At 62.0% G+C, this 22,381-nt stretch carries 24 protein-coding genes; 16 read left to right on the top strand and 8 right to left on the bottom strand.

Annotated features, from left to right (window positions below; genetic code table 11):
• The first annotated feature begins 10 nt into the window (after window positions 1-10).
• The 5 genes from PYR71_RS04345 to deoA all read left to right on the top strand — a co-directional run bounded on the left by PYR71_RS04345 (window position 11) and on the right by deoA (window position 4,370).
• The gene (locus PYR71_RS04345; protein ID WP_275618353.1) at window positions 11-982 is read left to right on the top strand and encodes an ABC transporter permease; all 972 of its coding nucleotides are present in this window, start codon (window positions 11-13) and stop codon (window positions 980-982) included.
• Window positions 983-984: 2 nt separating this feature from the next.
• Entirely contained in the window at window positions 985-1,374 is a 390-nt protein-coding gene (locus PYR71_RS04340) for a cytidine deaminase (protein WP_275618352.1), read from the top strand.
• A complete protein-coding gene (locus PYR71_RS04335) occupies window positions 1,371-2,171 on the top strand; it encodes a purine-nucleoside phosphorylase (RefSeq protein ID WP_183919217.1) in 801 nt (266 codons plus the stop codon). Before PYR71_RS04340 ends, PYR71_RS04335 begins: the two co-directional genes overlap by 4 nt.
• 113 nt (window positions 2,172-2,284) lie before the next feature.
• On the top strand, window positions 2,285-3,061 hold the full coding sequence (deoC, locus tag PYR71_RS04330) for a deoxyribose-phosphate aldolase (protein WP_275618351.1): 777 nt from the start codon (window positions 2,285-2,287) through the stop codon (window positions 3,059-3,061).
• A 1-nt stretch (window position 3,062) separates the two neighbouring features.
• Window positions 3,063-4,370 (top strand): thymidine phosphorylase, encoded by a 1,308-nt coding sequence (gene deoA / locus PYR71_RS04325; protein WP_275618350.1) that lies wholly within the window; start codon window positions 3,063-3,065, stop codon window positions 4,368-4,370.
• Between the two features lie 6 nt (window positions 4,371-4,376).
• Here the strand turns inward: deoA and PYR71_RS04320 are convergent, their stop codons facing one another.
• The 7 genes from PYR71_RS04320 to PYR71_RS04290 form a co-directional block, all read right to left on the bottom strand.
• On the bottom strand, window positions 4,377-4,940 hold the full coding sequence (locus PYR71_RS04320) for a TIGR02281 family clan AA aspartic protease (protein WP_275618349.1): 564 nt from the start codon (window positions 4,938-4,940) through the stop codon (window positions 4,377-4,379).
• Between the two features lie 127 nt (window positions 4,941-5,067).
• Window positions 5,068-5,697: a uracil phosphoribosyltransferase gene (upp, locus tag PYR71_RS04315; RefSeq protein ID WP_097608133.1), complete on the bottom strand. Its 630-nt coding sequence runs from the start codon at window positions 5,695-5,697 to the stop codon at window positions 5,068-5,070.
• A 131-nt stretch (window positions 5,698-5,828) separates the two neighbouring features.
• Entirely contained in the window at window positions 5,829-6,797 is a 969-nt protein-coding gene (locus tag PYR71_RS04310) for an adenosine deaminase (RefSeq protein WP_183919221.1), read from the bottom strand.
• Window positions 6,794-8,014, bottom strand: a complete 1,221-nt coding sequence (locus tag PYR71_RS04305) for a phosphopentomutase (protein WP_275618348.1) — start codon at window positions 8,012-8,014, stop codon at window positions 6,794-6,796. The genes PYR71_RS04310 and PYR71_RS04305 overlap by 4 nt, the downstream gene beginning before the upstream one ends.
• Window positions 8,015-8,118: 104 nt before the next feature.
• Window positions 8,119-8,700, bottom strand: a complete 582-nt coding sequence (locus PYR71_RS04300; protein WP_275618347.1) for a TadE/TadG family type IV pilus assembly protein — start codon at window positions 8,698-8,700, stop codon at window positions 8,119-8,121.
• Complete coding sequence (locus PYR71_RS04295) at window positions 8,700-9,335, bottom strand: TadE/TadG family type IV pilus assembly protein (protein ID WP_275618346.1); 636 nt, start codon at window positions 9,333-9,335, stop codon at window positions 8,700-8,702. The genes PYR71_RS04300 and PYR71_RS04295 overlap by 1 nt, the downstream gene beginning before the upstream one ends.
• 105 nt (window positions 9,336-9,440) lie before the next feature.
• Window positions 9,441-9,851: a pilus assembly protein N-terminal domain-containing protein gene (locus PYR71_RS04290; RefSeq protein WP_183919225.1), complete on the bottom strand. Its 411-nt coding sequence runs from the start codon at window positions 9,849-9,851 to the stop codon at window positions 9,441-9,443.
• A 378-nt stretch (window positions 9,852-10,229) separates the two neighbouring features.
• Between PYR71_RS04290 and PYR71_RS04285 the strand changes: the two genes are divergently transcribed.
• The 10 genes from PYR71_RS04285 to PYR71_RS04240 all read left to right on the top strand — a co-directional run bounded on the left by PYR71_RS04285 (window position 10,230) and on the right by PYR71_RS04240 (window position 19,923).
• Window positions 10,230-10,433: a Flp family type IVb pilin gene (locus tag PYR71_RS04285; RefSeq protein ID WP_275618345.1), complete on the top strand. Its 204-nt coding sequence runs from the start codon at window positions 10,230-10,232 to the stop codon at window positions 10,431-10,433.
• Between the two features lie 125 nt (window positions 10,434-10,558).
• The gene (locus PYR71_RS04280; protein WP_275618344.1) at window positions 10,559-11,071 is read left to right on the top strand and encodes an A24 family peptidase; all 513 of its coding nucleotides are present in this window, start codon (window positions 10,559-10,561) and stop codon (window positions 11,069-11,071) included.
• A gap of 110 nt (window positions 11,072-11,181) precedes the next feature.
• On the top strand, window positions 11,182-11,997 hold the full coding sequence (gene cpaB, locus PYR71_RS04275; protein WP_275618343.1) for a Flp pilus assembly protein CpaB: 816 nt from the start codon (window positions 11,182-11,184) through the stop codon (window positions 11,995-11,997).
• A gap of 12 nt (window positions 11,998-12,009) precedes the next feature.
• Window positions 12,010-13,509: a type II and III secretion system protein family protein gene (locus PYR71_RS04270; RefSeq protein ID WP_275618342.1), complete on the top strand. Its 1,500-nt coding sequence runs from the start codon at window positions 12,010-12,012 to the stop codon at window positions 13,507-13,509.
• Window positions 13,506-14,264 carry a CpaD family pilus assembly protein gene (locus PYR71_RS04265; protein ID WP_275618341.1) on the top strand — a complete coding sequence of 253 codons (759 nt, stop codon included), beginning with the start codon at window positions 13,506-13,508 and terminating at the stop codon, window positions 14,262-14,264. The genes PYR71_RS04270 and PYR71_RS04265 overlap by 4 nt, the downstream gene beginning before the upstream one ends.
• Window positions 14,265-14,278: 14 nt before the next feature.
• On the top strand, window positions 14,279-15,556 hold the full coding sequence (locus tag PYR71_RS04260) for a CpaE/TadZ family protein (RefSeq protein ID WP_275618340.1): 1,278 nt from the start codon (window positions 14,279-14,281) through the stop codon (window positions 15,554-15,556).
• 112 nt (window positions 15,557-15,668) lie between these two features.
• Window positions 15,669-17,147: a TadA family conjugal transfer-associated ATPase gene (locus PYR71_RS04255; protein WP_275618339.1), complete on the top strand. Its 1,479-nt coding sequence runs from the start codon at window positions 15,669-15,671 to the stop codon at window positions 17,145-17,147.
• A gap of 4 nt (window positions 17,148-17,151) precedes the next feature.
• Complete coding sequence (locus tag PYR71_RS04250) at window positions 17,152-18,159, top strand: type II secretion system F family protein (protein WP_275618338.1); 1,008 nt, start codon at window positions 17,152-17,154, stop codon at window positions 18,157-18,159.
• Window positions 18,160-18,173: 14 nt separating this feature from the next.
• A complete protein-coding gene (locus PYR71_RS04245) occupies window positions 18,174-19,160 on the top strand; it encodes a type II secretion system F family protein (RefSeq protein WP_275618337.1) in 987 nt (328 codons plus the stop codon).
• Between the two features lie 130 nt (window positions 19,161-19,290).
• Window positions 19,291-19,923 carry a LysE family translocator gene (locus tag PYR71_RS04240; RefSeq protein WP_275618336.1) on the top strand — a complete coding sequence of 211 codons (633 nt, stop codon included), beginning with the start codon at window positions 19,291-19,293 and terminating at the stop codon, window positions 19,921-19,923.
• 6 nt (window positions 19,924-19,929) lie between these two features.
• On the opposite strand, the gene PYR71_RS04235 is transcribed toward PYR71_RS04240, so the two are convergent.
• Window positions 19,930-20,769: a tetratricopeptide repeat protein gene (locus PYR71_RS04235; RefSeq protein ID WP_275618335.1), complete on the bottom strand. Its 840-nt coding sequence runs from the start codon at window positions 20,767-20,769 to the stop codon at window positions 19,930-19,932.
• A 142-nt stretch (window positions 20,770-20,911) separates the two neighbouring features.
• Here PYR71_RS04235 and PYR71_RS04230 point away from each other — a divergent pair, with 142 nt between their 5' ends.
• Window positions 20,912-22,303: a leucyl aminopeptidase family protein gene (locus PYR71_RS04230; protein WP_275618334.1), complete on the top strand. Its 1,392-nt coding sequence runs from the start codon at window positions 20,912-20,914 to the stop codon at window positions 22,301-22,303.
• The last annotated feature ends 78 nt before the right edge of the window (window positions 22,304-22,381 follow it).

Genomic DNA, 22,381 nt, shown 5'->3' with positions numbered 1-22,381 from the left:
GGAGTGCACGATGGATTATTATGACATTTTCGTCAGCATTCTCGCCTCCACGATCCGCCTGTCGATCCCGCTGATCTTCACTGCACTCGCCGGTCTGTTTTCGGAACGCGCCGGCATCTTCGATATCGGCCTCGAGGGCAAGATGCTGGGCTCGGCCTTCGCCGCCGCCTGCATCGCCTATCTCACCGATTCGGCCTGGCTCGGGCTCGGCGCCGGCATTGTCTGCTCGGTGGCGCTCAGCCTGGTGCATGGCTTCGCCTCGATCACAAACCGGGGCAATCAAATCGTCTCCGGTGTGGCGATCAACTTCTTCATTGCCGGCATCACCATCGTCCTCGGCCAGGCCTGGTTCGGCCAGGGCGGGCGCACGCCGCAGCTTTCGCCGGAAGCGCGCTTCGCGCCGATCATCCTGCCGGGCGCAGATGCCATCCATAGTGTGCCGATCCTCGGCCCGCTCTATGCCAATGTCATCTCGGGCAACAATATCCTCACCTATCTCGCCTTCCTCACCGTGCCCTTCTCCTGGTCGGTGCTTTACCGCACGCGTTTCGGCCTCAGGCTGCGCGCCGTCGGCGAAAATCCGGGCGCAGTCGATACGGCAGGCATCTCGGTTGCCTGGCTGCGCTACCGCGCCGTCATGTGCGCCGGCATCCTTTGCGGCTTTTCCGGCACTTATCTGGCGATCGCTCAATCGGCCGCCTTCATCAAGGACATGTCGGCCGGCAAGGGCTATATCGCGCTGGCGGCGCTGGTCTTCGCCAAGTGGAAGCCGGTGCCGGTGATGTTCGCCTGCCTTCTCTTCGGCTTCCTCGATGCTTTGGCGAACTTCATGCAGGGCAAGCAGGTGCCGCTGGTCGGCGAAGTGCCGGTTCAGGTCTTCCAGGCGCTCCCCTATATCCTGACCTGCATTCTGCTTGCCGGCTTCATCGGCGTCGCAATCCCGCCGAAGGCAGGTGGCGTGCCCTATACGAAGGAACGTTGATCATGTCCCACGACCTGTTCGAGGCCGCTCGCGGCGCCATGGCCTTTGCGCATGCGCCCTATTCGAAATTCCCGGTCGGCGCGGCGATCCGCGCCGAGGACGGCAAGGTCTATACCGGCGCCAACATCGAAAACCTCTCCTTTCCGCAAGGATGGTGCGCCGAGCCGACGGCGATCAGCGCCATGATCATGGGCGGCGCCAGGAAGATCGTCGAAATGGCCGTGATCGCCGAGAAACTGCCGCTCTGCCCGCCCTGCGGCGGCTGCCGCCAGAAGATTTCCGAATTCGCCGCAAAGGACACGAAGATCTATCTCTGCGATGAGGCGGGCGTGCAGAAGACCATGACGATGGAAGAGCTTCTTCCCTTCAGTTTTGAGACGGAACTCGGATGAAGGCGACGGTTGACCTGCTCGCCGCCTTGCTCGGCGCCATCAAGCCGCGCCATGGCATCGTGCTCGGCTCCGGCCTCGGCTCCCTCGTCGGTCAGCTGGACGGCGCCGTCCGTATTCCCTATCGCGACCTGCCGGGCTTTCCCGTCAGCGCCGTCTCCGGCCATGCCGGCGAAGTTGTTGCCGGCCGGCTCGGCGGCGTGCCCGTTGTCATGCTTTCCGGCCGCGTCCATTATTATGAGAAGGGCGATCCCAACGCCATGCGCCTGCCGATCGAGGTCTTGAAGGCGCTTGGCGTCGAGGCGCTGATCCTGACCAATTCGGCAGGATCGCTGCGTGACGACATGCCGCCCGGCTCAGTGATGCAGATCACCGATCACATCAACTATTCCGGCATGAACCCGCTGATCGGTGAGGAGAGCGACCATCGCTTCGTCGGCATGACCAATGCCTATGACGCCGGCCTCGCCGCGGCGATGCGGAAGGCTGCGGCAAAGCTCAAGATCGAACTGGCGCAGGGTGTCTATATGTGGTTCTCCGGTCCAAGCTTCGAAACGCCGGCCGAAATCCGCATGGCGCGCATCCTCGGCGCCGATGCCGTCGGCATGTCGACGGTGCCCGAGGTCATCATCGCAAGAATGCTCGGCCTGAGGGTTGCAGCCGCCTCCGTCATCACCAACTATGGGGCAGGCATGACCGGCAATGAGCTCAGCCATGAAGAAACCAAGGATATGGCGCCTGTCGGTGGCGCCCGTCTCGCCGCCATACTGAAAGACATGATTGCGGCCAGAACAGGATGACTTTAGGCCGGTCGGCCTAAAATCTGAATCCTGTTCTACATTAAATAGTGAGAGCATGATGTCGTCCGAAAACCGCTCACACTTTTCGGCATCATGCTGTAGAGGAAGTGAAGATGAATAGCCATTCCATCCGGGAAACGGCGGCGGTCGCCCTTTCCCTTCTCGATCTCACCAATCTGAAGGACAATTGCACCGAGGCGCAGATCGAAGCGCTCTGCGCCCGCGCGCAGACGCCCTATGGCAACAGCGCTGCGATCTGCATCTGGCCGCGCTTCGTCGCCCAGGCCCGCAATATCCTCGGCACCGGCCATGCCGTGCGGATCGCGACCGTCGTAAATTTCCCGGCGGGCGAGATGGAATTGGCCGATGTTGCAGCCGAAACCCGCGAGGCGATTGCCGACGGCGCCGACGAGATCGATCTGGTCATCCCCTACCGCAAGTTCATGTCGGGCAACGAGAAGGCGGTGATCGACATGGTCAAGGCGGTGCGCGCCGAATGCGCCGACCCCGTTCTGCTGAAGGTCATTATCGAGACCGGCGAATTGAAGGAGGCGGCATTGATCCGCCGCGCCTCCGAACTTGCGATCGATGCCGGCGCCGATTTCATCAAGACCTCCACCGGCAAGGTCGCCGTCAACGCAACGCTCGAAGCCGCCGACATCATGATCCGGGCCATTCGCGAAAGCGGACGCAAGGTCGGCTTCAAACCGGCCGGCGGCATCGGCTCGGTGGCCGATGCGGCGCTCTATCTCAGCCTCGCCGAAACAATCATGGCGCCGGATTGGGCCATGCCTTCGACCTTCCGCTTCGGCGCTTCCGGCCTGCTCGACGATATACTGGCGGTTCTAAGCGGAGCGCAGCCGGCATCGGCCGCGGCGTCGGGCTATTGAGATGATCCCGCAGGAGATCATCCGGCGTAAGCGCGACGGCGGCGAACTCGACGCTGCCGATATCCGGTCTTTCATCGATGCGCTTGCCGCCGGTCGATTGTCCGAAGGCCAGATCGGCGCCTTCGCCATGGCCGTCTGGTTCAAGGGCATGTCGCGCGAGGAAATCGTGGCCTTGACGCTGGCGATGGCCGATTCCGGCAATCGGCTGCAATGGGCCGATATCGACCGTCCGATTGCCGACAAACACTCGACCGGAGGCGTCGGCGATAATGTCTCGCTGATGCTGGTTCCGATCGCTGCCGCCTGCGGCCTTGCCGTTCCGATGATATCGGGCCGCGGCCTCGGCCATACCGGCGGCACGCTCGATAAGCTCGAATCCATTCCCGGCTATATGATCACCCCGGATGCAGATCTGTTTCACCAAGTGGTCAAACAGGCAGGATGCGCCATCATCGGCCAGACCGGCGCCTTGGCGCCCGCCGACGGCAGGCTTTATGCCGTGCGCGATGTGACCGCCACCGTTGATTCCATTCCCTTAATCACCGCCTCCATCCTCTCCAAAAAACTTGCCGCCGGTCTTCAGACGCTGGTGCTCGATGTCAAGGTCGGCAACGGCGCCTTCATGGCGGACCGCGATCAGGCGGAAATTCTGGCACGGTCGCTGGTCGAAGTGGCAAATGGCGCGGGTGTGAAGACTTCGGCAATGATCACCGACATGAACGAACCGCTCGCCGATAGCGCCGGCAATGCCGTCGAGATGCGCAACTGCCTGGATTTCCTGGCGGGCAGGAAAGGGAATACGCGGCTCGATACTGTCGTTCTTGCCTTCGCCGCCGAGATGTTGGAGAAATCGGGCATTGCCGCTTCGCTTGAGGAAGGCGAGGCAATGGCGCGCCGGGCTCTGTCGTCTGGCAAGGCAGTCGAGGTTTTTGCGCGCATGGTATCCATGCTCGGCGGCCCGGCCGATCTCGTCGAGAACCCGGACAAATACCTGGCCAGAGCGCCGGTCGAAAAGCCTGTCCCGGCGGCCCGCTCCGGCTGGCTTGCCGCCTGCGACGCCCGTGGCATCGGTGTCAGCGTCATCGATCTCGGTGGCGGAAGACGCCATCCCGCGGATCGGATCGATCACCGCGTTGGCTTCTCCGAACTCCTGCCGCTCGGCACCCGCGTGAATGCCGGCGAGCCCATCGCCCTCGTTCACGCCGCCGACGAAGCTGCGGCGGAGAGGGCAGCCACAGCACTTGCCGCGCACTATCGCATCACCGAGGACGAGCCGGTGCTGAATCCCGTTATTGCGGGTCTTATCTGACGCCGTCTATTGCTTGAGGCTGAGCGAGCCGTCAGCGACGGAATAGGAGGCGAGCTTCTGCAGGAAGCTCATGCCGACCAGCGTCGTCGTCAGCGCTTCATCCTTGAGGACAAAGGCTTCGACATCACGGACGCGGATGCCGCCGATTTCGATCCGGTCGAGCGTCACATGCGCGGCCTTGGTCTGGCCGTTCGCGGTGTTCACGCCATAGCGGAAATCGAGCTGGTTGGCGGTGAAGCCCAGCCGGCGCGCGAGCGTCTCGTTGAGTGCGACGTAGGTGGCGCCGGTATCGATCAGGCCTTGCACCGGCTTGCCGTTGATCTTGAAACTGCCGGTATAGTGGCCCTGCGCATCCGCCTGCAGCCGGATCGCATTGCTGCCGGAGATGGGGGCTGCGGGCGTACCGCTTTCGGTCGAGATGTAATTGGCGGAAGGAGTTTCGGCGGGCTGTTCGCCGGTGCCGGCGAAGAAGGACGGCACCTGTGTGGCGAGCACGGCGGCGATGCTGGCGAATATGATCGTACGCACGAGCATGAAACAGAAATCCTTCCTGTATAAACCCCGCTTCATGCGAGGCCTCATGCTTTCAGACTGCTAAGCGGCAAGTGCTGATAAGTTGCTAATATCGGCAGGAAAACGGCCCGGGGAGAACCGCGGGGCCGTTAAACTCTTTCGATTTGGTAAAGGAAGGCTGAAATTACTTGGTGCCGTACATGCGGTCGCCAGCGTCGCCGAGGCCGGGCACGATATAGCCCTTCTCGTTAAGGTGGCTGTCGATCGCCGCGGTGAAGACGGGAACGTCGGGATGCGCGGCGCGGAAATTGCGGATGCCTTCCGGGGCGGCAAGCAGGCAGAGGAAGCGGATATTGTGGGCGCCGCGTTCCTTCAGCTTGTCGATCGCCGCGATCGAGGAGTTGCCGGTCGCCAGCATCGGGTCGACGACGATGATCAGGCGCTCGGCCACATCTTCCGGCGCTTTGAAGTAATATTCGACCGGCTGCAGCGTTTCGTGATCGCGGTAGACGCCGATATGTGAGACGCGGGCGGAAGGCACCAAGTCGAGCATGCCCTCAAGCAGCCCGTTGCCGGCGCGCAGGATCGAGGCGAAGACCAGCTTCTTGCCTTCCAGGATCGGCGATTCCATTGTCTGCAGCGGCGTCTCTATCGTTGCCATCGTCAATTCGAGATCGCGGGTAACCTCGTAACAGAGCAGCGTGGAGATTTCGCGCAGCAGCCGCCGGAAACTTCCCGTCGATGTCTCCTTGCGCCGCATGATGGTGAGCTTGTGCTGCACAAGCGGGTGATCGATGACCGTGACGCCGTCCATGGGGAAGCCTTTCATTCTTTCTATTGAATGTTTCTTTCACGGAAATCGGCCCGACCGCAAGAGTGCAGCCGAATTTGCGCCGATCTTCCCCAACCTCCGGAGCCTTTCCCGGTTAGGACAGGCTCTCACCCTCAAAGGCGGGCGAGCAGAGCCCTCCGCGTCTCCTCGTCGACAAAGGCCGCTTCGATTGCAGTGCGCGTCATGGCGTCGATCTCCGCATCGCCGAAGCCGAAAGCTTCAGCGGCAAGCGCATACTCGCGCTCGAGCGACGTATGGAAGAAAGGCGGGTCATCCGAGCTGATCGTCACCTGCACGCCCGCTTCCTTCAGCCGGCGCAGCGGATGCGAAGCGAAATCGGGAAAGACCCGCAGTGCAATATTGGAGCCGGGGCAGACCTCGAGCACGGTGCCGAGATCGGCAAGCCGCTTCACCAGATCGAGATCTTCGACGGCGCGTACGCCATGACCGATGCGCGCGGGGCGCACGGCATCAAGTGCATCGGCGACGCTGAAGGCGCCGCAAACCTCGCCGGCATGGATGGTGAGCCCCAGGCCGGCATCGCGAGCGATATCGAAGGCTCTGATATAATCGGCGACGCGGCCCATGCGCTCTTCGCCGGCCAGGTTGAAGCCTGTTATCAACGGATTGCCGGCCTTGGCCGCATATTCGGCCGCCCCGATCACGCTCTCCGGGCCGAAATGCCGCTCTCCGGTGACGATCAGCCGGGCCTCGATGCCGCTCTTTTCCCGAGCGCGCCGGATGCCTTCGCAGACACCCGCTATATAGGCATCGGCGCCGAGCCCGATGCGTTTTCCGTGATCGGGTGAGACGATGAGTTCGCTATAGATCGTGTTGATGGCGGCCAGTTCATCGAGATAGGTTTCGGTCAGAAGCGCATAGTCCTCCTCGGTCTTGTAGACCTCCGAAACCTTGTCGTAGCATTCGAGGAAACTTGCGAAATCATGCCAGATATAGGCGCCGTCGCGAAGCTGCCCGCTGATGTCGATGCCGTATTTCTGCGCCTGCGCCTCAGTCAGGGCAGGGGGTGCCGCGCCCTCCAGATGGCAGTGCAGCTCGACCTTCTTCAAATGCGATGTCACAGAAAACTCCTCCCATGCGGCCCGGCCGGAATGCCGAGATGGCGCGCAATGCTTTCGCCGATATCGGCATAGGTGCGGCGCACGCCGATCGATCGCGACCCGATGCCGGGGCCAAAGGCGATAACAGGCACGCGTTCGCGCGTATGATCGGTGCCGCGCCAGGTCGGATCGCAGCCATGATCGGCGGTAAGCACGACAAGATCGCCGGGCTTGAGCTTCTTGTGCACTTCCGGCAGGCGCGCATCGAAGGCTTCGAGGGCTGCGGCATATCCCGGCACGTCACGGCGATGGCCGTAATTCATGTCGAAATCGACGAAATTGGTGAAGACGAGATCGCCGTCGTTCGCCGCGTCGATCGCCGACAGCGACGCATCCATCAGCGCCTCGTTGCCTGTCGCCTTGATGACGCGCGAAATTCCCTGATGGGCGAAGATATCGCCGATCTTCCCGACGGCATGCACGTGTCGGCCGTTCTGGAGCAGCCTGTCCAGCAATGTCGGTTCCGGCGGCAGCACCGAGAAGTCGCGCCGGTTTCCGGTGCGCTGGAAGGTGGAAGCCGACTGGCCGATGAAGGGCCGGGCGATGACTCGGCCAATATTGTAGGGATCGAGCAGGCCGCGGGCGATGCGGCAGAAGGTGAGCAGGCGTTCGAGACCGAAATGCGCTTCGTGCGCGGCGACCTGAAAGACTGAATCCGAAGAGGTATAGCATATCGGCTTGCCGGTGCGGATATGCTCTTCGCCGAGCCGGGCGATGATTTCGGTTCCGGAAGCATGGCAGTTGCCGAGAATGCCGAGGACATCGCCGTCTCTGCACAAGGCCTCTATCAGTTCCGGCGGGAAGGCGTCGCCCTCCGTCGGGAAATATCCCCAATCGAAATTGACCGGGGTTCCCGCGATCTCCCAATGGCCCGAGGGCGTGTCCTTGCCGCGGGAGATTTCGTTGGCGGTGCCATAAACGCCGTAGATCTTTTCCGGAAGAGACATACCGGCCGGAAACTGACCGGAGGCCGCGCGCGCGATATGCATCAGCCCAAGCTCGGACATATTCGGCAGGCAAAGCGGTCCGCTGCGCAGCCCAGCGCGATCGCCGGCTCCGGCTGCACAGAATTCGGCGATATGGCCGAGCGTATCGGCACCCTCGTCGCCATAGGCCGCCGCGTCCGGGGCGCCGCCGACGCCGAAGGAATCCAGAACGAAAAGAAAGGCACGCGCCATGTTCCACCCGAGAGACCGATCACCCCTCCGGTAGGTCGGAAGTGGCTAAGGCCCAGGCATATAATGCCGCGGCCGGCTTGGCAAATTCGAGATCGTGAAGGCAGTCAGCAGTCGCCGCAGGGGATCGAATCGCCCTGTCGCTGGCGGTAGAAATAGCTGCGGCTGATGGTGATCGTACGCATTCCATCCGGCATGAAGTTCGGCGCGAACAGGAACATCGTATAGGGAATGCTGAGTTCGGTACGGACGAGGAAGCTGTTGGCCGTCTTCATGTCCGAGGGCACGTCGCTAACCGCCACGTTCTTGGCATAGGGCACGCTCCCGTCCTGCGCCCAGGACCAGAGCACCTTGGCATTGGCGCTGGCGTCGACGGTAATCCCGGTGATCTTCAGCGTCAGCGAGCTCGAGTTGTAGGGCACGAAGATCGCGGTTGCGACCGCCCGCATCTCTGCAAGCGTGCTCTTCGTCACGGATTGCTGCTGGGTGACAAGATCGGCGATCGAACCGGCGGCGCGAGTCGCACGCTTGGAGACACTGAGGCCGATCGTGATCTCGAAAGCGCCGATATAGAGCATGACCAGCACTGGAAAGAGGATCGCAAACTCGATCGCGCCGGCGCCCCTGCGCTCTCGGCTCAGCTGCCGCGCCGTCAGTGCCAGTCTGGTGAACGGGTTGCGCAATGCCATTATGGATACTGCTCGTTCTGGAAGGCCGCGGTCGCGATGATCAGATATTGTGTCGGCATCGAACCGTCGGAGGGACGGATCGTCGTGATGTAAGGCCGGACCAGATCCGTGATGATTTCCCAGCGATAGTAGGCGCGCACCATATTGATCGTGCCGGCGCCGCCGGGCGAATATTTGATAGCGGCCGTATTGATGTCGGAATACCTGTCGGTGGAGAGCTTGGGGATTGTCGTCGGAATGGCCGAGAAGGCGGCGAAGGTCTGCACATCCAGGTAGAGCTTGCTCGGCGTGCCGGCCTCGGTCGCCGAGCAGCTGATCAGGATCGCGATCTCGCCGCAGAAGGCCTGACGGAATTGCGTTTGAGTCATATCGGTCGTACGGCCGAGATTGTAAGTGATCTGCCCGGTCCGCATCCGGCGGCTCATCGTATCGACAGCATTGGAGATGAGTTCTTCGGCGGCGAAAGCGATGAAGGTTTCGAGGATCGCGAAGATCACGATGAAATAAGGAATGGCAAGCAGGGCGAATTCGATCGCCGCCGCGCCGTCGCGCGAGCGGACGGCAGCGCGAAAATGGGAAAAACGCAACGGCGCGAAGTCGCGCTCCCCATCCGTCTTCTGATCAACTACCGTCATTGCCTGGACCCGAGCGACATCTGCCTGCCACACTAGGGCCCGTTCGTTGATTTTCCGTTTCAGTCCGATACGACGATTTTAACGATTGGAGAAGATCCGAGCCGATCAGGGTGACGTGGTGCCTCCGGCCGCTTGCTGCGCGTGCTGCTCGCAGTTCGGCGTGCAGGACAGCACGGAGCGCTCCGTCTGCCGGTAGACGCGCACCGTGTTGCCCTCGTCGATCGACACTAGGATGCGTTCGTCGAGGATGGCGTTGCCATCGGCGTCCAGCAGAACGAGATTGGTCGTGCCGAAGCTGCGTCCTGTCAGGACGATCGTCTTGGCATCGGCCACGGTCGCGTCGGCGACCTTGGCATTGCCGACGATCACCTTGCTGACCGGCCGGTCGAGCTTCAACACGCGCGCGTGATCCATATAGACGCGCAGCATGTCATCGTCTGCGGCCGCGGAAACTCCCGAAACACCGAAAACGGCGATCATGCCGGCAAAGAAAATGGTTTTGCCGCTCGATGACATTTGGTCCTCTTTCACGATCACAGCGCAATAGCGCATAGAATGGAAAAAAATGGTGAATGAAGCTTTAAACTCACCCAGTTGTTTCGAGGTGAGGCAGGATGATCCGATTTGGCACGCGCTCCGGCCGACGCACGTCCCAGGTGGGTGCGGCGGCAGCACTATTTCCAGATGAAACCTGCCGTTAACCCAGGAATATCGTTAAATATTGAGAGAAGTGAATAAGATAATACTTACCCTACAGCGGCGTCTTACTGCCTTCACATCTCGTTAACTCTTTTTCTTAAGCCGATGGAAACGCCCATTCACTAGATTGCGGTCATCCGATCAACGGCAACAGTTGGCGGACGTGCTGAACATCAACTGGAGTTAGGAGTAACCATGACCAAGCTTTTTAGCCGTTTTCTGAAGGACGAATCCGGCGCGACCGCAATCGAATACGGCCTGATCGCCGCTCTCATTTCCGTAGCGCTCATCACCGGCGCAACGAGCCTCGGCGACAAGATCGGCACCACTTTCACCAACCTGGGTACCAAGATGCAGACTGGTGTCGATAAGACTGCCGCTCCGGCTGCCGGTGGCTAAGATAGGCGCCGCCTAGCGGCACTCGCACAATGGCGGTCGGATTTGATCGGGCCGGTATATCGAGTGGGCTCACAGGCTGAACGGCCGTGAGCCTTTTCGCATCTCGCTATGACTGGGATACATGCATGATCGCAGCTGCAGTCTTCGTGATACTGCCACTCTGCCTGGCCATGGCCGCCTTCTCGGATCTGTTGACCATGACGATCCCGAACCGTGTCTCCCTGATCCTGGTCGCTTCCTTCCCCCTCCTGGCGCCGCTCTCCGGCTTGGGCTTGGAGACGATTGGCATGCATCTTGGCGCCGCGGCCATTGTCTTTAGCGCCTGCTTCACGCTTTTTGCATTCAACGTGATGGGCGGCGGCGACGCCAAGCTGCTGAGCGCCACCGCGCTCTGGTTCGGTCTTGATCAATCCCTAGCCTTTCTGATGATCGACGTCGCCATGATCGGGGGCCTCATCACCTTGCTGATCCTGATGGTGAGAGCGCAATCGAGCACCATTCTCGCCATTGGCCTGCCGCTGCCGAACTCGGTACTGTTCGCCAAGAAGATCCCCTATGGCATCGCCATCGCGATCGGCGGCTTCATGGCCTTTCCGTCCTCACCGATCTTGATCGCCGCGCTGGAAAGCCTGAAATAACCGCAGTTTAAATGCTCGTTAACTTAAAATGTAAGCGTTCCATTAACCATAATTATACCAATTGCTGAGCATTCTGCAGGGCGAACATATCGCGCCTTGAGGAATGATCGATGAAACCGGCCCGCCTGATAATCCTAGCTGTCGCCCTGGTGGCAGCCGGCCTTGCCGGCTTTCTGGCGATGCAAATGGCCGGCAGTGGCAGTGTCGTCACCCAGGTCCAGTCGGTCATCGAGAAAGAACCCACCGTCAACATCCTCGTCTCGAGCGCCAATCTGCCGGTCGGCGCAAGGCTGGGCGACGACACGGTGCATTGGATGGCCTGGCCGAAGGAGGGCGTCGTCCAGGGATTCATCACCGAAGCCGACAAGCCGGATGCGATCAAGGATCTGCAGGGCGCCGTCGTGCGTCTGCCGATCTTCGAAGGCGAGCCGATCCGGCCTGAAAAAGTCGCCGATTCCAGCAGCCGTATCCTGTCCTCGCTGTTGCCGGCCGGCAAACGCGCCGTCGCGACCGAGATATCCGTGGCAACGGGCGCCGGCGGCTTCATCCTGCCGAACGACCGCGTCGACGTCATCATGGTCCGCAAGGGCACCGAGGCCAACAAGCTCATCACCGAAACGGTGCTCAGCAATGTCCGCGTTCTCGCCATCGACCAGCAGATCCAGGAAAAGGATGATGGCTCGAAGGCCGTGGTCGGCACCACTGCAACGCTCGAGCTTACGCCCGATCAGACCAAGGTTCTCGCCGTCGCCCAGCAGATGGCCGACCGGCTGTCGCTCGCGCTGCGCTCGGTCGCCGATGCGCAGGAGCAGGATACCAGTGCCGCCGACTACCTGCTGAGCGGTGACAACGGCAGTGCGATCATTCAGGTCATCAAGTCGGGCTCCATCGTAACGGACGCCGGCGAAGCGCCGAAGCCGGAGTAAAGGGACGTGCAAATGGGCAATTCAACGCGGCGCGCCAAGCTTCTCCTGACAGGCAGCCTTTCGTTTGCGGTGAGCGTCACCGGCCTGGCGCCAGCCCCTTTCGGGCTGCTTCTCACCGTCGATCAGGCGCGTGCCGATTCTGGAAACCTTATCCGCATCGCGCAGACCGGCCCCGACGCGCATCGTCGGCTGAAGCTCGGGCTGAACAAGGCCGTCGTCGTTGATCTGCCGGAGGATGCGCACGATATTCTCGTATCCGATCCGAGCATGGCCGATGCCGTTACCCGCACCTCGCGGCGCATCTATCTGTTCGGCAAGAAGGTCGGCCAGACGAATATTTTTGTCTTCGGCGCCGGCGGGCAGGAGATCATCAATCTCGACATCGAGATCGAACGCGACGTCTCCGGTCTCGAAGCCAATCTCCGCCGCTTCATTCCCGATTCCGCCATCAACGTCGAAATCGTCTCCGACAACATCGTTCTGACCGGCACCGTGCGCACCCCGCAGGACGCCACGCAGGCCGCCGACCTGGCCCAGGTCTTCCTGAAGGGCGGCGAGGCGACGACGAGAACGGAGACGGCGTCCGGTACCGGCGGCGACAGCGCCGTGGCGCTCTTTGCCGAAGGCCGGCAGACCTCCCAGGTCGTCAATCTGCTGAAGATCGAGGGTGAGGACCAGGTCACCCTCAAGGTGACGATCGCCGAGGTCCGTCGTGAAGTGCTGAAGCAGCTCGGCTTCGACAACCTCGTTTCCAACTCCTCCGGCATGACGGTTGCCCAGCTCGGCACCCCTAGCGCCGACAGCGCAACGGCGACGGTTGGCGGCGGCCTGGCGGCCCTCTTCAAGAGCTCGATCGGCAAATACGATATCTCCACCTATCTCAACGCATTGGAACAGGCCAAGGTCGTCAGGACTCTGGCCGAGCCGACATTGACGGCAATCTCGGGCCAGGCCGCGACCTTCAACTCCGGTGGCCAGCAGCTCTATTCGACGACCGACAACAACGGCAATGTCACCGTCGTGCCCTTCAATTATGGTATCAACCTCGCCTTCAAGCCGGTTGTCCTGTCATCGGGCCGCATCAGCCTGGAGATCAAGACGAACGTTTCCGAGCCGGTGGCCGGCGCCGGCAACGCGACTTATCAGCGCCGTTCGGCAGAGACCTCGGTGGAACTGCCCTCGGGCGGCTCGATCGCGCTCGCCGGCCTCATCCGCGACAATGTCTCCCAGACGATGGGCGGCACACCCGGCGTTTCGAAAATCCCGCTGCTCGGGACGCTGTTCCGCCAGAAGGGCTTCGAACGTCAGGAAACCGAGCTCGTCATCATCGCAACGCCCTATCTGGTGCGTCCGGTGGCGCGCAATCAGCTGAACCGGCCGGACGACAATTTCAGCCCCGAGAACGACGGTGCGACCTTCTTCCTCAACCGTGTCAACAAGGTCTATGGCCGCCGCGAAGCGCCCGTCGCGGATGCACAGTTCCACGGCTCGATCGGGTTTATCTACAAATGAGTGGAGGGGCATCGGCAGCAATGGCACAGAACAGAGATCAGGCGATGGCCTTCATGACTTCGACGACACCCCGGCTCGCAATCTCCAAGGCGCTTTTCGTCACGACCGCCGTTTCGGTGGCGATCCTTTCCGGATGCGCCGGCCCGCACGACCAGCTGACAACCGGCGGCATTCCGGATGACTACCGCGCCCGTCACCCGATCATCGTCACCGAGGCCGAGCAGACGGTGGATATTCCCGTTGCTTCCACCGATCGGCGCCTGACCATCGCCCAGCGCGATCTCATCCGCGGCTTCGCCGCAAACTATATCTCCCGCGCCTCGGGCCCGGTGTATGTATTGTCGCCGGAAGGCTCGCCGAATTCGGCGGCTGCCCGTCAGCTGCGCAATCAGGTCCGCGCCGAGTTGGCGTCGAGAGGGATCGCGAGCTCGAAAATCATCAATACGTCCTATGCCGCCGCCGGTGCCGGCGATGCGGCGCCGATCCGCCTGAGCTTCACCGGCACGACCGCGATCACCACGCAGTGCGGTCAGTGGCCGAAGGACATCTCGAACGATTTCGCCAATCAGAATTACTATAATTTCGGCTGCGCCACGCAGAATAACCTCGCCGCCCAGGTCGCCAATCCGGAGGACCTGGTGGCGCCTCGCGGCATGACGCCGATCGACGCCCAGCGGCGTAACAATGCGATCCAGGAATACCGCACGACGACATCGACGATCGAGGATGTCGCCGGCAGCGACAGCAGCTTCTGAGGCGAGACGGGACGATGAGCGCCATCGAATACGAAATCAAGAACCCCAGCGAGCTTCGTCACGCCGAAGAGGCGGTGCGCATGGCGGATCTGGAAGCCATGCGGCCGCTGCCGCGCATTTCCGTCCACGCCTTCTGCGAGAGCGAGACCCTGCAGTATGTCATGGAACGCTGTGCCAATGACCGGCGCATGGCGAAGGTGAGCCTGCGTATCACCAGCGGCGGCATCGCCGCTGCCGCCAATATGTTTTCCGGCGCTCCGACGCCGAACCTCATCATCCTCGAGACCAAGGCGAATGTCGGAAGCCTTCTTGCTGAACTCGCCCCGCTCGCCGCCGTCTGCGATCCGACCACCAAGGTCGTCATCGTCGGCTACTATAACGATATCGGACTGTATCGGGAGCTGATCCGCAACGGCATTTCCGAATACATGGTCCAGCCCGTGGCCATGCCCGATATCCTTGCGGCGATGGCCTCGATCTTCGTCGACCCGGAAGCCGAGCCGCTCGGCCGCAGCATCGCCTTCATCGGCTCGAAGGGGGGCACCGGCGCTTCGACTATCGCCCATAATTGCGCTTTCGGCATTTCCAATCTCTTCTCCACCGAGACGATCCTCGCCGATCTCGATCTGCCCTATGGCACGGCGAATATCGACTTCGACCAGGATCCGGCCCAGGGCATCGCCGAAGCGGTCTTCGCGCCCGAGCGTCTCGACGAGGTCTTCCTCGACCGCCTGCTGACGAAATGTTCCGAGCATCTGTCGCTGCTCGCCGCACCCTCGCTGCTCGACCGCGCCTATGATTTCGACGGACAGGCTTTCCAGCCGGTGCTCGACGTCCTGCAGCGCAGCGCCCCGGTCACCGTGCTCGACGTTCCGCATGCATGGTCGGAATGGACGCGGTCGGTGCTGGCGAGCGTCGACGAGGTGGTCATCACGGCGGTTCCCGATCTAGCAAACCTGCGCAACACCAAAAACATCCTGGATGCGCTGCGCAAGATGCGGCCGAATGACAAGCCGCCGCATCTCATCCTCAACCAGGTCGGCATGCCAAAACGTCCCGAGATCTCGCCGTCGGATTTCTGTGAGCCGCTGGAGATCGATCCAATCGCGATCATCCCCTTCGACATCAACCTCTTCGGCAACGCCGCCAACAGCGGCCGGATGATCTCGGAAGTCGATCCCAGGTCGCCGACGGCTGAAACCTTTTCGCAGATATCGCACATCGTCACCGGCCGGGCTGCGATCAGGAAGGCGAAAAAGGGCGGCCTGCTGGGCCTCCTGAAGCGCAAATAGACGATGAGCAATTCTAGCAAAAGTGTGCAGCGGTTTTGCCAGGCAAATCGCGAAGCGCTTTTGCCGGGAATTGCGTGAAAACAAAAAGATAGAGCAGATTGGATTAAGCGGCATGTTTGGAAAACGCGGAAACGAAGGTTTCGGAAAGGCTGGAGGCGCAATCGCTCCTCCGCCGCCGGCTCCGGCCGCGGCCGCACCCGTAGCTTCCTCTCCGTCCATTCTGGTCGAACCCGCTCGCGAGAACCAGCGCCAGCAGGTGACACCGCCGCCGCTGCAGGCGCCGCAGCGAAAGCGGCCGGTCCGCACCGACGAATATTACGACACAAAACAGCAGGTCTTTTCCGCACTAATCGACACGATCGATCTCTCGCAGCTTTCCAAGCTGGACGGCGAAAGCGCGCGCGAAGAAATCCGCGACATCGTCAATGACATCATCACCATCAAGAATTTCGCGATGTCGATCTCCGAGCAGGAAGAGCTGCTCGAGGATATCTGCAACGACGTCCTCGGCTACGGCCCGCTGGAGCCGCTGCTGGCGCGCGACGACATCGCCGACATCATGGTCAACGGCGCCGGCCAGACCTTCATCGAAGTCGGCGGCAAGACGATCGAATCGGAAGTCCGCTTTCGCGACAACGCACAGCTTCTCTCCATCTGCCAGCGCATTGTCAGCCAGGTCGGCCGCCGCGTCGATGAATCGAGCCCGATCTGCGACGCGCGCCTGCCCGATGGTTCGCGCGTCAACGTCATCGCGCCGCCGCTGTCGATCGACGGGCCGGCGCTCACCATCCGCAAGTTCAAGAAGGACAAGCTGACGCTCGATCAGCTCGTCCGTTTCGGCGCGATCACGCCGGAAGGCGCGACCGTGCTGCAGATCATCGGGCGGGTGCGCTGCAACGTCATCATCTCAGGCGGCACCGGTTCGGGTAAGACGACCCTCCTGAATTGCCTGACCAATTATATCGACCGCGACGAACGCGTCATTACGTGCGAGGATACGGCCGAACTGCAGCTGCAGCAGCCGCATGTCGTGCGTCTGGAAACACGGCCGCCGAATATCGAAGGCGAGGGCGAGATCACCATGCGCGATCTCGTCAAAAACTGCCTGCGCATGCGGCCCGAACGCATCATCGTCGGCGAAGTGCGCGGACCCGAGGTTTTCGACCTGCTGCAGGCGATGAACACCGGTCACGACGGCTCGATGGGCACGATCCACGCCAACACCCCGCGCGAATGCCTGAGCCGTATCGAATCGATGATCGCCATGGGCGGCTTCACGCTGCCGGCAAAAACGGTGCGCGAGATCATTTCCACCTCCGTCGACGTCATCATCCAGGCGGCGCGCCTGCGTGACGGCTCGCGCCGCATCACCCAGATCACCGAGGTGATCGGCATGGAAGGCGACGTCATCATCACCCAGGATCTGATGCGCTACGAAATCGAAGGCGAAGATGCGGGCGGCCGATTGATCGGCCGGCACATGTCCACCGGCGTCGGCAAACCGCATTTCTGGGATCGGGCGCGTTACTTCAACGAGGAAAAGCGCCTGGCCGCCGCCCTCGACGCGATGGAAGCGAAAACCAAGGATTAGGCTGATGTTCGGGTTCGATCCGGTAGTCCTGGCAATCGTCGTCCTCGCCGCAGTTTCCGCGGCGGCGGTCGCCTATGCCCTGATGTTTTCCCGGATCGAGGCCGACAAGAAATCGGCAAGCCGCATCAATCGTGTGAAATCGGCAGAGGTTGACCGGGTCAAGGTCAAGGCTGCCCGCGACCGCGTGCAGGAACTGTCGAAGCGGCGCAAGTCGGTGCAGGACAATCTCAAGGATCTGGAAAAGCGTCAGAACGAAAAGACCAAGAAGACCCTGTCGATGAAATCGCGTCTGGTGCAGGCCGGCCTGACGGTCAGCCTGTCGCAATTCTATCTCTTCAGCGCCGTCTTCGCCTCGGTTCTGCTGTTTGTGGCTTTCGTCCTCGGCGCATCCCTGCTGGTCATGGCCGGTGTGGCCGTCGTTGCCGGTCTCGGCCTGCCGCGCTGGGTTCTCGGCTTCCTGATCAAGCGCCGCCAGAACAAATTCCTCAACGAGCTCCCCAATGCGCTCGACGTTATCACCCGCTCGATCAAGTCAGGTTTGCCGCTCAACGATGCGATCCGGCTGATCGGAACCGAAGGCACCGAGCCGGTCAAGAGCGAGTTCCGGCGGGTCATCGAGGCGCAGCAGGTGGGCCTCAGCATTCCCGACGCCTGCGCCCGCATGACGCTCCACATGCCGCTCCAGGAAGTCAACTTCTTCGCGATCGTCATCGCCATCCAGTCGCAGGCCGGCGGCAATCTGTCGGAAGCGATCGGCAACCTCTCCAAGGTGCTACGCGAGCGCCGGAAGATGAAGGCCAAGGTGTCGGCGCTGTCGATGGAAGCCAAGGCGTCGGCCGTCATCATCGGCGCGCTGCCCTTCATCGTCGCGACCCTCGTCTACCTCACCTCGCCGAACTACATGATGATCCTTTTTACCGACCCGCGCGGTCATTTCATCATGGGTGTCTCGGCGATCTGGATGTCGATCGGCATCTTCGTCATGCGCAACATGGTCAATTTTGACATCTAGCGGAAGGAAGCACCATGTCGCAGGACCTCGCCGCAACGCTGACCAATCCAAGCATGCTGATCGCCATCTTTGTCGCGATCGCCGTCTTCGCCACTTTCTACACGATCGCCATTCCCTTTTTCGAGCGCGGCGATCTCACCAAGCGCATGAAGGCTGTTTCGACCGAGCGCGAGCAGATCCGCGCCCGCGAACGCGCCCGCATGAATACTGACCCGGGCGCCGGCAAGGCGTCGCTCCGCAGCCAGAACAACCGCTCGGTCCGCCAGATCGTCGAGCGGTTCAACCTGCGCCAGGCGCTGGTCGACGAAAATACGGTCAACAAGCTGCGTGCCGCCGGTTTCCGCTCGGAGAATGCACTGAATACCTTCCTCGTCGCGCGCTTCCTGCTGCCCTTCCTCTTCCTGGCGCTTGCCGCCTTCTGGGTCTTCGGCCTCGGCAACCTCGCCGAAAGGGGCATTCCTATCCGCCTCTTTGCCGTCATCGGCATCGGCTATGTCGGTTTCTACGCGCCCAACATCTATATCTCCAACCGCATGGGCAAGCGTCAGCATTCGATCAAACGCGCCTGGCCGGATGCGTTGGACCTGATGCTGATCTGCGTGGAATCCGGCATCTCGATCGAGGCGGCGATGCGTCGCGTGTCGGAGGAACTTGGCGAGCAATCGCCGCCGCTCGCCGAAGAGATGGTCCTGACGACGGCAGAGCTCTCCTTCCTGCCGGATCGCCGGGTGGCGCTGGAAAACCTTGCCACGCGCACCCAGATCGAACTGGTGCGGTCGGTGACCCAGGCGCTGATCCAGGCCGATCGCTACGGCACGCCGGTCGCCCAGGCGCTGCGCGTTCTCGCTCAGGAAGGGCGCGACGAACGCATGAACGAAGCGGAAAAGAAGGCGGCCGCCCTGCCGCCGAAACTGACGGTGCCGATGATCCTGTTCTTCCTGCCGGTGCTGATCGCCGTCATCCTCGGCCCGGCCGGCATCCAGGTGGCCGACAAGTTCTGACGCCTGCGCAGACGATATGTCGTCCGTGCCCGTGACGGGCGCCGGCATAGCTGCTAAACGGGATGGACGATGATCGGCTGGCGCGGGGCCGTGCCTCTCCGACGCCTTCCATCCCGAAAGCGAGGTTCCGATGTCTTCTCAGGGCATTTTCATCAGCATCATGGCAGCCCTGGTGGTCGGCGCCATGAGCCCCGGCCCGAGCTTCGTCATCGTCTCCAGGATCGCCATTTCACGATCCCGGCTGGACGGACTTGCGGCCGCGCTGGGCATGGGTGCCGGCGGTGTCGTGTTTGCCGTGCTGGCGCTCGCCGGGCTCACGGCGCTGCTATCTCAGTTCGAATGGCTCTATATCCTGCTGAAGGTCGCAGGCGGCGCCTATCTTGTCTATATCGCCGTCAATATCTGGAAAGGCGCCGGTCGCCCGCTCGAGGTTTCCGACGCCGTCCATGGCCGCCGCGCGCCGATGCGCAGCTTCACGACCGCGCTGCTGACCCAGCTCAGCAACCCGAAGACCATCATCGTCTATGCCAGCCTGTTTGCCGCGCTTTTGCCGAGGACGGTGCCGCTCGATCTCATCTTCGCGCTGCCGCTTGGTGTCTTTGCGGTGGAGGCGGGCTGGTATTCGATCGTGGCGTTCGCTTTTTCGGCCCGCCACCCGCGGCGGCTCTATCTCCATGCCAAGGGCTGGATCGACCGGGCCGCCGGCGCCGTCATGGGTGGCCTCGGTCTCCGTCTCATCTTTTCGGGCCTCAGCGTCCGCTGAACGCGGTTAGTTGGTATTGCTGCCGTCCGCCGCGCCCGGCGTCTTGTCCTTGGCGGCGAGCTTCTGCCAGGAATTCTGCTGAGAGAGCATGCCCCTGAGATAGGCGACATTGGCATCGGCCTGTTGCGGCGAAAGTTCGCGCCTCGCGATCTGCTCGGCTTCCGCAAAACGTCCCTGCAGGCCGACGACGAGGGCAAGGTTCTGCCTGACGCGGCTGTCGGCGTTTGGTTGGCCGGCGGCGGAGCGCAGATAGGTTTCGGCTGTGCGCAGGTCGCCGGTCAGAACGTAGGACATTCCGAGATTGGAAAGAATGGACGGTTCGTTCGGCTGAATGTCGAGCGCGTCGCGGTAGCGCTGCCTGGCCTCGCTTGCCCGGCCCATCTGATCAAGGATCGCGCCTTGGGCCGAGATCAGCCTCCAGTCCGGACGATCCGGTGTCTGGGCCCGGCCGATCGTGTCGAGCGCCTGCTGGAACTGCCCGGCTGCCGCTTGCGCCTTGCCATAGGCGGCCAGCACGTTTCGGTCGCCGGGATTGGCGATCGCCACCTGCTGCATGACGGCGAGGGCCTGCGCGTCACGGCCGTTCATGCGCAGCAGATTGGCATAGTTGACGCCGGTGACGGGATCGCGCGGGTTCTTGTCATAGGCCTGGCCGAGCCGATCCGTTGCCGAGCGCAGCTCGGTCGCGTCCATCTCTTCGAGCGGCTTGGTGAGTTTAGGCACCGAGCCTGTCGTCATCCGGTCCTTCGTCGTCGTCGAGCAGCCCGCCAGCGCAAGAACGATCAGCGACGCCGCGACGCCCTGCAGGAAGCGATTGGTGGATATGGTGGTGAGCGAGGCAGGCATGACGCGTTCCTGATTCCGAAATCGGCGCCTGACCTCGAACGCGGAACAGGGAAAGGTTTGACGCAATCTTCGCTCCAGCAATAGTCTGTTAACCCTAACAGACCGTTAAGGAGTGATTCCTGACGACCGCCGAAGGACAATCATGGCCCCCTATCAGTTCATCGAAAGACCGACCCCCTTCAACACGAAGGGCGGTTCGACGCTGCCGATCTTTGCCGTCACACCCGCCCATATCGAGACCGGCACAATCGATCCGATCGCCCTCGACTGGGCGAAAAGGGCAGGGTTCAAGGCCGAGAGCGGATCGCTGCTGCTGATCCCGACCGCCGAAGGCCATCTCGGCGGCGCCCTTTTCGGCCTCGGCACCAATCCGTCCGAACAGCCCTATATCGCCGGCAGACTCGCGCGTGCGCTGCCGGCCGGCGACTGGCACATCGAGACCGCGCCGCTGACGGCAAATCGCCTGGCCCTCGGCTTCGGGCTCGGCAGCTACCGTTTCGACCGCTATAAATCGGAAAAATCTCCCACTGCGACAATGCTCATTCCAAGCGATGCCGACGGCACCGACATCAAGCGCCAGCTCGCCGGCGTCTTTCTCGCCCGCGATCTCATCAATACGCCGACGAACGACATGGGGCCGGACCAGCTCGAGGCGGCTTTCCGCGGCTTGGCTCAGCATTACAAGGCCGAAGTATCGGTTATAACAGGTGACGCGCTGCTTGAGCAAAACTTCCCGCTCGTCCATACCGTGGGCCGCGCCAGCGCCGATGCGCCGCGCCTTCTCGAACTGCGCTGGGGCAAGAAGGGCCATCGCAAGGTGACGCTCGTCGGCAAGGGCGTCTGCTTCGATACTGGCGGTCTCGACATCAAGCCGGCGGCCTCGATGCTGCTGATGAAGAAGGACATGGGCGGCGCCGCCAACGTCATGGGGCTCGCCCTGATGATCATGGACGCCAAGCTGAAGGTCGATCTGCGTGTCATCATCCCCGTCGTCGAAAACGCGATCTCCTCCAACGCCTTCCGCCCAGGCGACATTTATCGCAGCCGCAAGGGCCTCACCGTCCAGATCGACAATACCGACGCCGAAGGCCGCCTGATCCTGGCCGATGCGCTCGCCTATGCCGACGAGGAGGAGCCCGAGCTCTTGATCGACATGGCGACGCTGACCGGTGCCGCTCGCGTTGCGCTGGGTCCGGATATTCCGCCCTTCTTCACCGACGACGCCAATCTGGCGCATGACCTGACCGAAGCGAGCCTGGAAACGGATGATCCGATCTGGCGGCTGCCGCTCTATCCCGGCTACGAAAAAGATATCCGCGCCAAATTCGCCGATCTCACCAACGCGCCGGCCGGCGGCATGGCGGGATCGATCACCGCTGCGCTCTTCCTCAAGCGTTTCGTCAGCAAGACGCAGAGCTGGGCGCATTTCGATATTTACGGCTGGGCCCAGTCCGAACGGCCGCATTCGCCGGGCGGCGGCGAAGCACAGGCGATCCGCGCGCTCTTTCATCATATCCGAACGGGCCTGCGCTGAGGTCGAAACCGCGCCGGCGTTGGGGCAGGGGCGATCGTTAAAATTTTATTCACCCTGCCGGACGGCAATTGCCGGCCG

It is taken from the genome of Rhizobium mulingense (assembly GCF_029194105.1).
In the GTDB taxonomy this organism is placed as follows: Bacteria; Pseudomonadota; Alphaproteobacteria; order Rhizobiales; family Rhizobiaceae; genus Rhizobium; species Rhizobium mulingense.
Note: the sequence above shows the minus strand (reverse complement) of the source record. Positions and strands in the feature narration are given on the sequence as shown.

Coding starts and splice junctions, on each gene's coding strand:
- PYR71_RS04345 (WP_275618353.1), top strand. CDS start 11: ATGGATTATTATGACATTTTCGTCAGCATTCTCGCCTCCACGATCCGC.
- PYR71_RS04295 (WP_275618346.1), bottom strand. CDS start 9,335: ATGACGGTAGTTGATCAGAAGACGGATGGGGAGCGCGACTTCGCGCCG.
- PYR71_RS04245 (WP_275618337.1), top strand. CDS start 18,174: ATGTCGCAGGACCTCGCCGCAACGCTGACCAATCCAAGCATGCTGATC.
- deoA (WP_275618350.1), top strand. CDS start 3,063: ATGATCCCGCAGGAGATCATCCGGCGTAAGCGCGACGGCGGCGAACTC.
- PYR71_RS04340 (WP_275618352.1), top strand. CDS start 985: ATGTCCCACGACCTGTTCGAGGCCGCTCGCGGCGCCATGGCCTTTGCG.
- PYR71_RS04265 (WP_275618341.1), top strand. CDS start 13,506: ATGAGTGGAGGGGCATCGGCAGCAATGGCACAGAACAGAGATCAGGCG.
- PYR71_RS04260 (WP_275618340.1), top strand. CDS start 14,279: ATGAGCGCCATCGAATACGAAATCAAGAACCCCAGCGAGCTTCGTCAC.
- PYR71_RS04240 (WP_275618336.1), top strand. CDS start 19,291: ATGTCTTCTCAGGGCATTTTCATCAGCATCATGGCAGCCCTGGTGGTC.
- PYR71_RS04335 (WP_183919217.1), top strand. CDS start 1,371: ATGAAGGCGACGGTTGACCTGCTCGCCGCCTTGCTCGGCGCCATCAAG.
- PYR71_RS04285 (WP_275618345.1), top strand. CDS start 10,230: ATGACCAAGCTTTTTAGCCGTTTTCTGAAGGACGAATCCGGCGCGACC.
- PYR71_RS04230 (WP_275618334.1), top strand. CDS start 20,912: ATGGCCCCCTATCAGTTCATCGAAAGACCGACCCCCTTCAACACGAAG.
- deoC (WP_275618351.1), top strand. CDS start 2,285: ATGAATAGCCATTCCATCCGGGAAACGGCGGCGGTCGCCCTTTCCCTT.
- PYR71_RS04235 (WP_275618335.1), bottom strand. CDS start 20,769: ATGCCTGCCTCGCTCACCACCATATCCACCAATCGCTTCCTGCAGGGC.
- PYR71_RS04280 (WP_275618344.1), top strand. CDS start 10,559: ATGATCGCAGCTGCAGTCTTCGTGATACTGCCACTCTGCCTGGCCATG.
- PYR71_RS04255 (WP_275618339.1), top strand. CDS start 15,669: ATGTTTGGAAAACGCGGAAACGAAGGTTTCGGAAAGGCTGGAGGCGCA.
- PYR71_RS04270 (WP_275618342.1), top strand. CDS start 12,010: ATGGGCAATTCAACGCGGCGCGCCAAGCTTCTCCTGACAGGCAGCCTT.
- PYR71_RS04305 (WP_275618348.1), bottom strand. CDS start 8,014: ATGGCGCGTGCCTTTCTTTTCGTTCTGGATTCCTTCGGCGTCGGCGGC.
- PYR71_RS04320 (WP_275618349.1), bottom strand. CDS start 4,940: ATGAAGCGGGGTTTATACAGGAAGGATTTCTGTTTCATGCTCGTGCGT.
- PYR71_RS04290 (WP_183919225.1), bottom strand. CDS start 9,851: ATGTCATCGAGCGGCAAAACCATTTTCTTTGCCGGCATGATCGCCGTT.
- upp (WP_097608133.1), bottom strand. CDS start 5,697: ATGGACGGCGTCACGGTCATCGATCACCCGCTTGTGCAGCACAAGCTC.
- PYR71_RS04250 (WP_275618338.1), top strand. CDS start 17,152: ATGTTCGGGTTCGATCCGGTAGTCCTGGCAATCGTCGTCCTCGCCGCA.
- cpaB (WP_275618343.1), top strand. CDS start 11,182: ATGAAACCGGCCCGCCTGATAATCCTAGCTGTCGCCCTGGTGGCAGCC.
- PYR71_RS04300 (WP_275618347.1), bottom strand. CDS start 8,700: ATGGCATTGCGCAACCCGTTCACCAGACTGGCACTGACGGCGCGGCAG.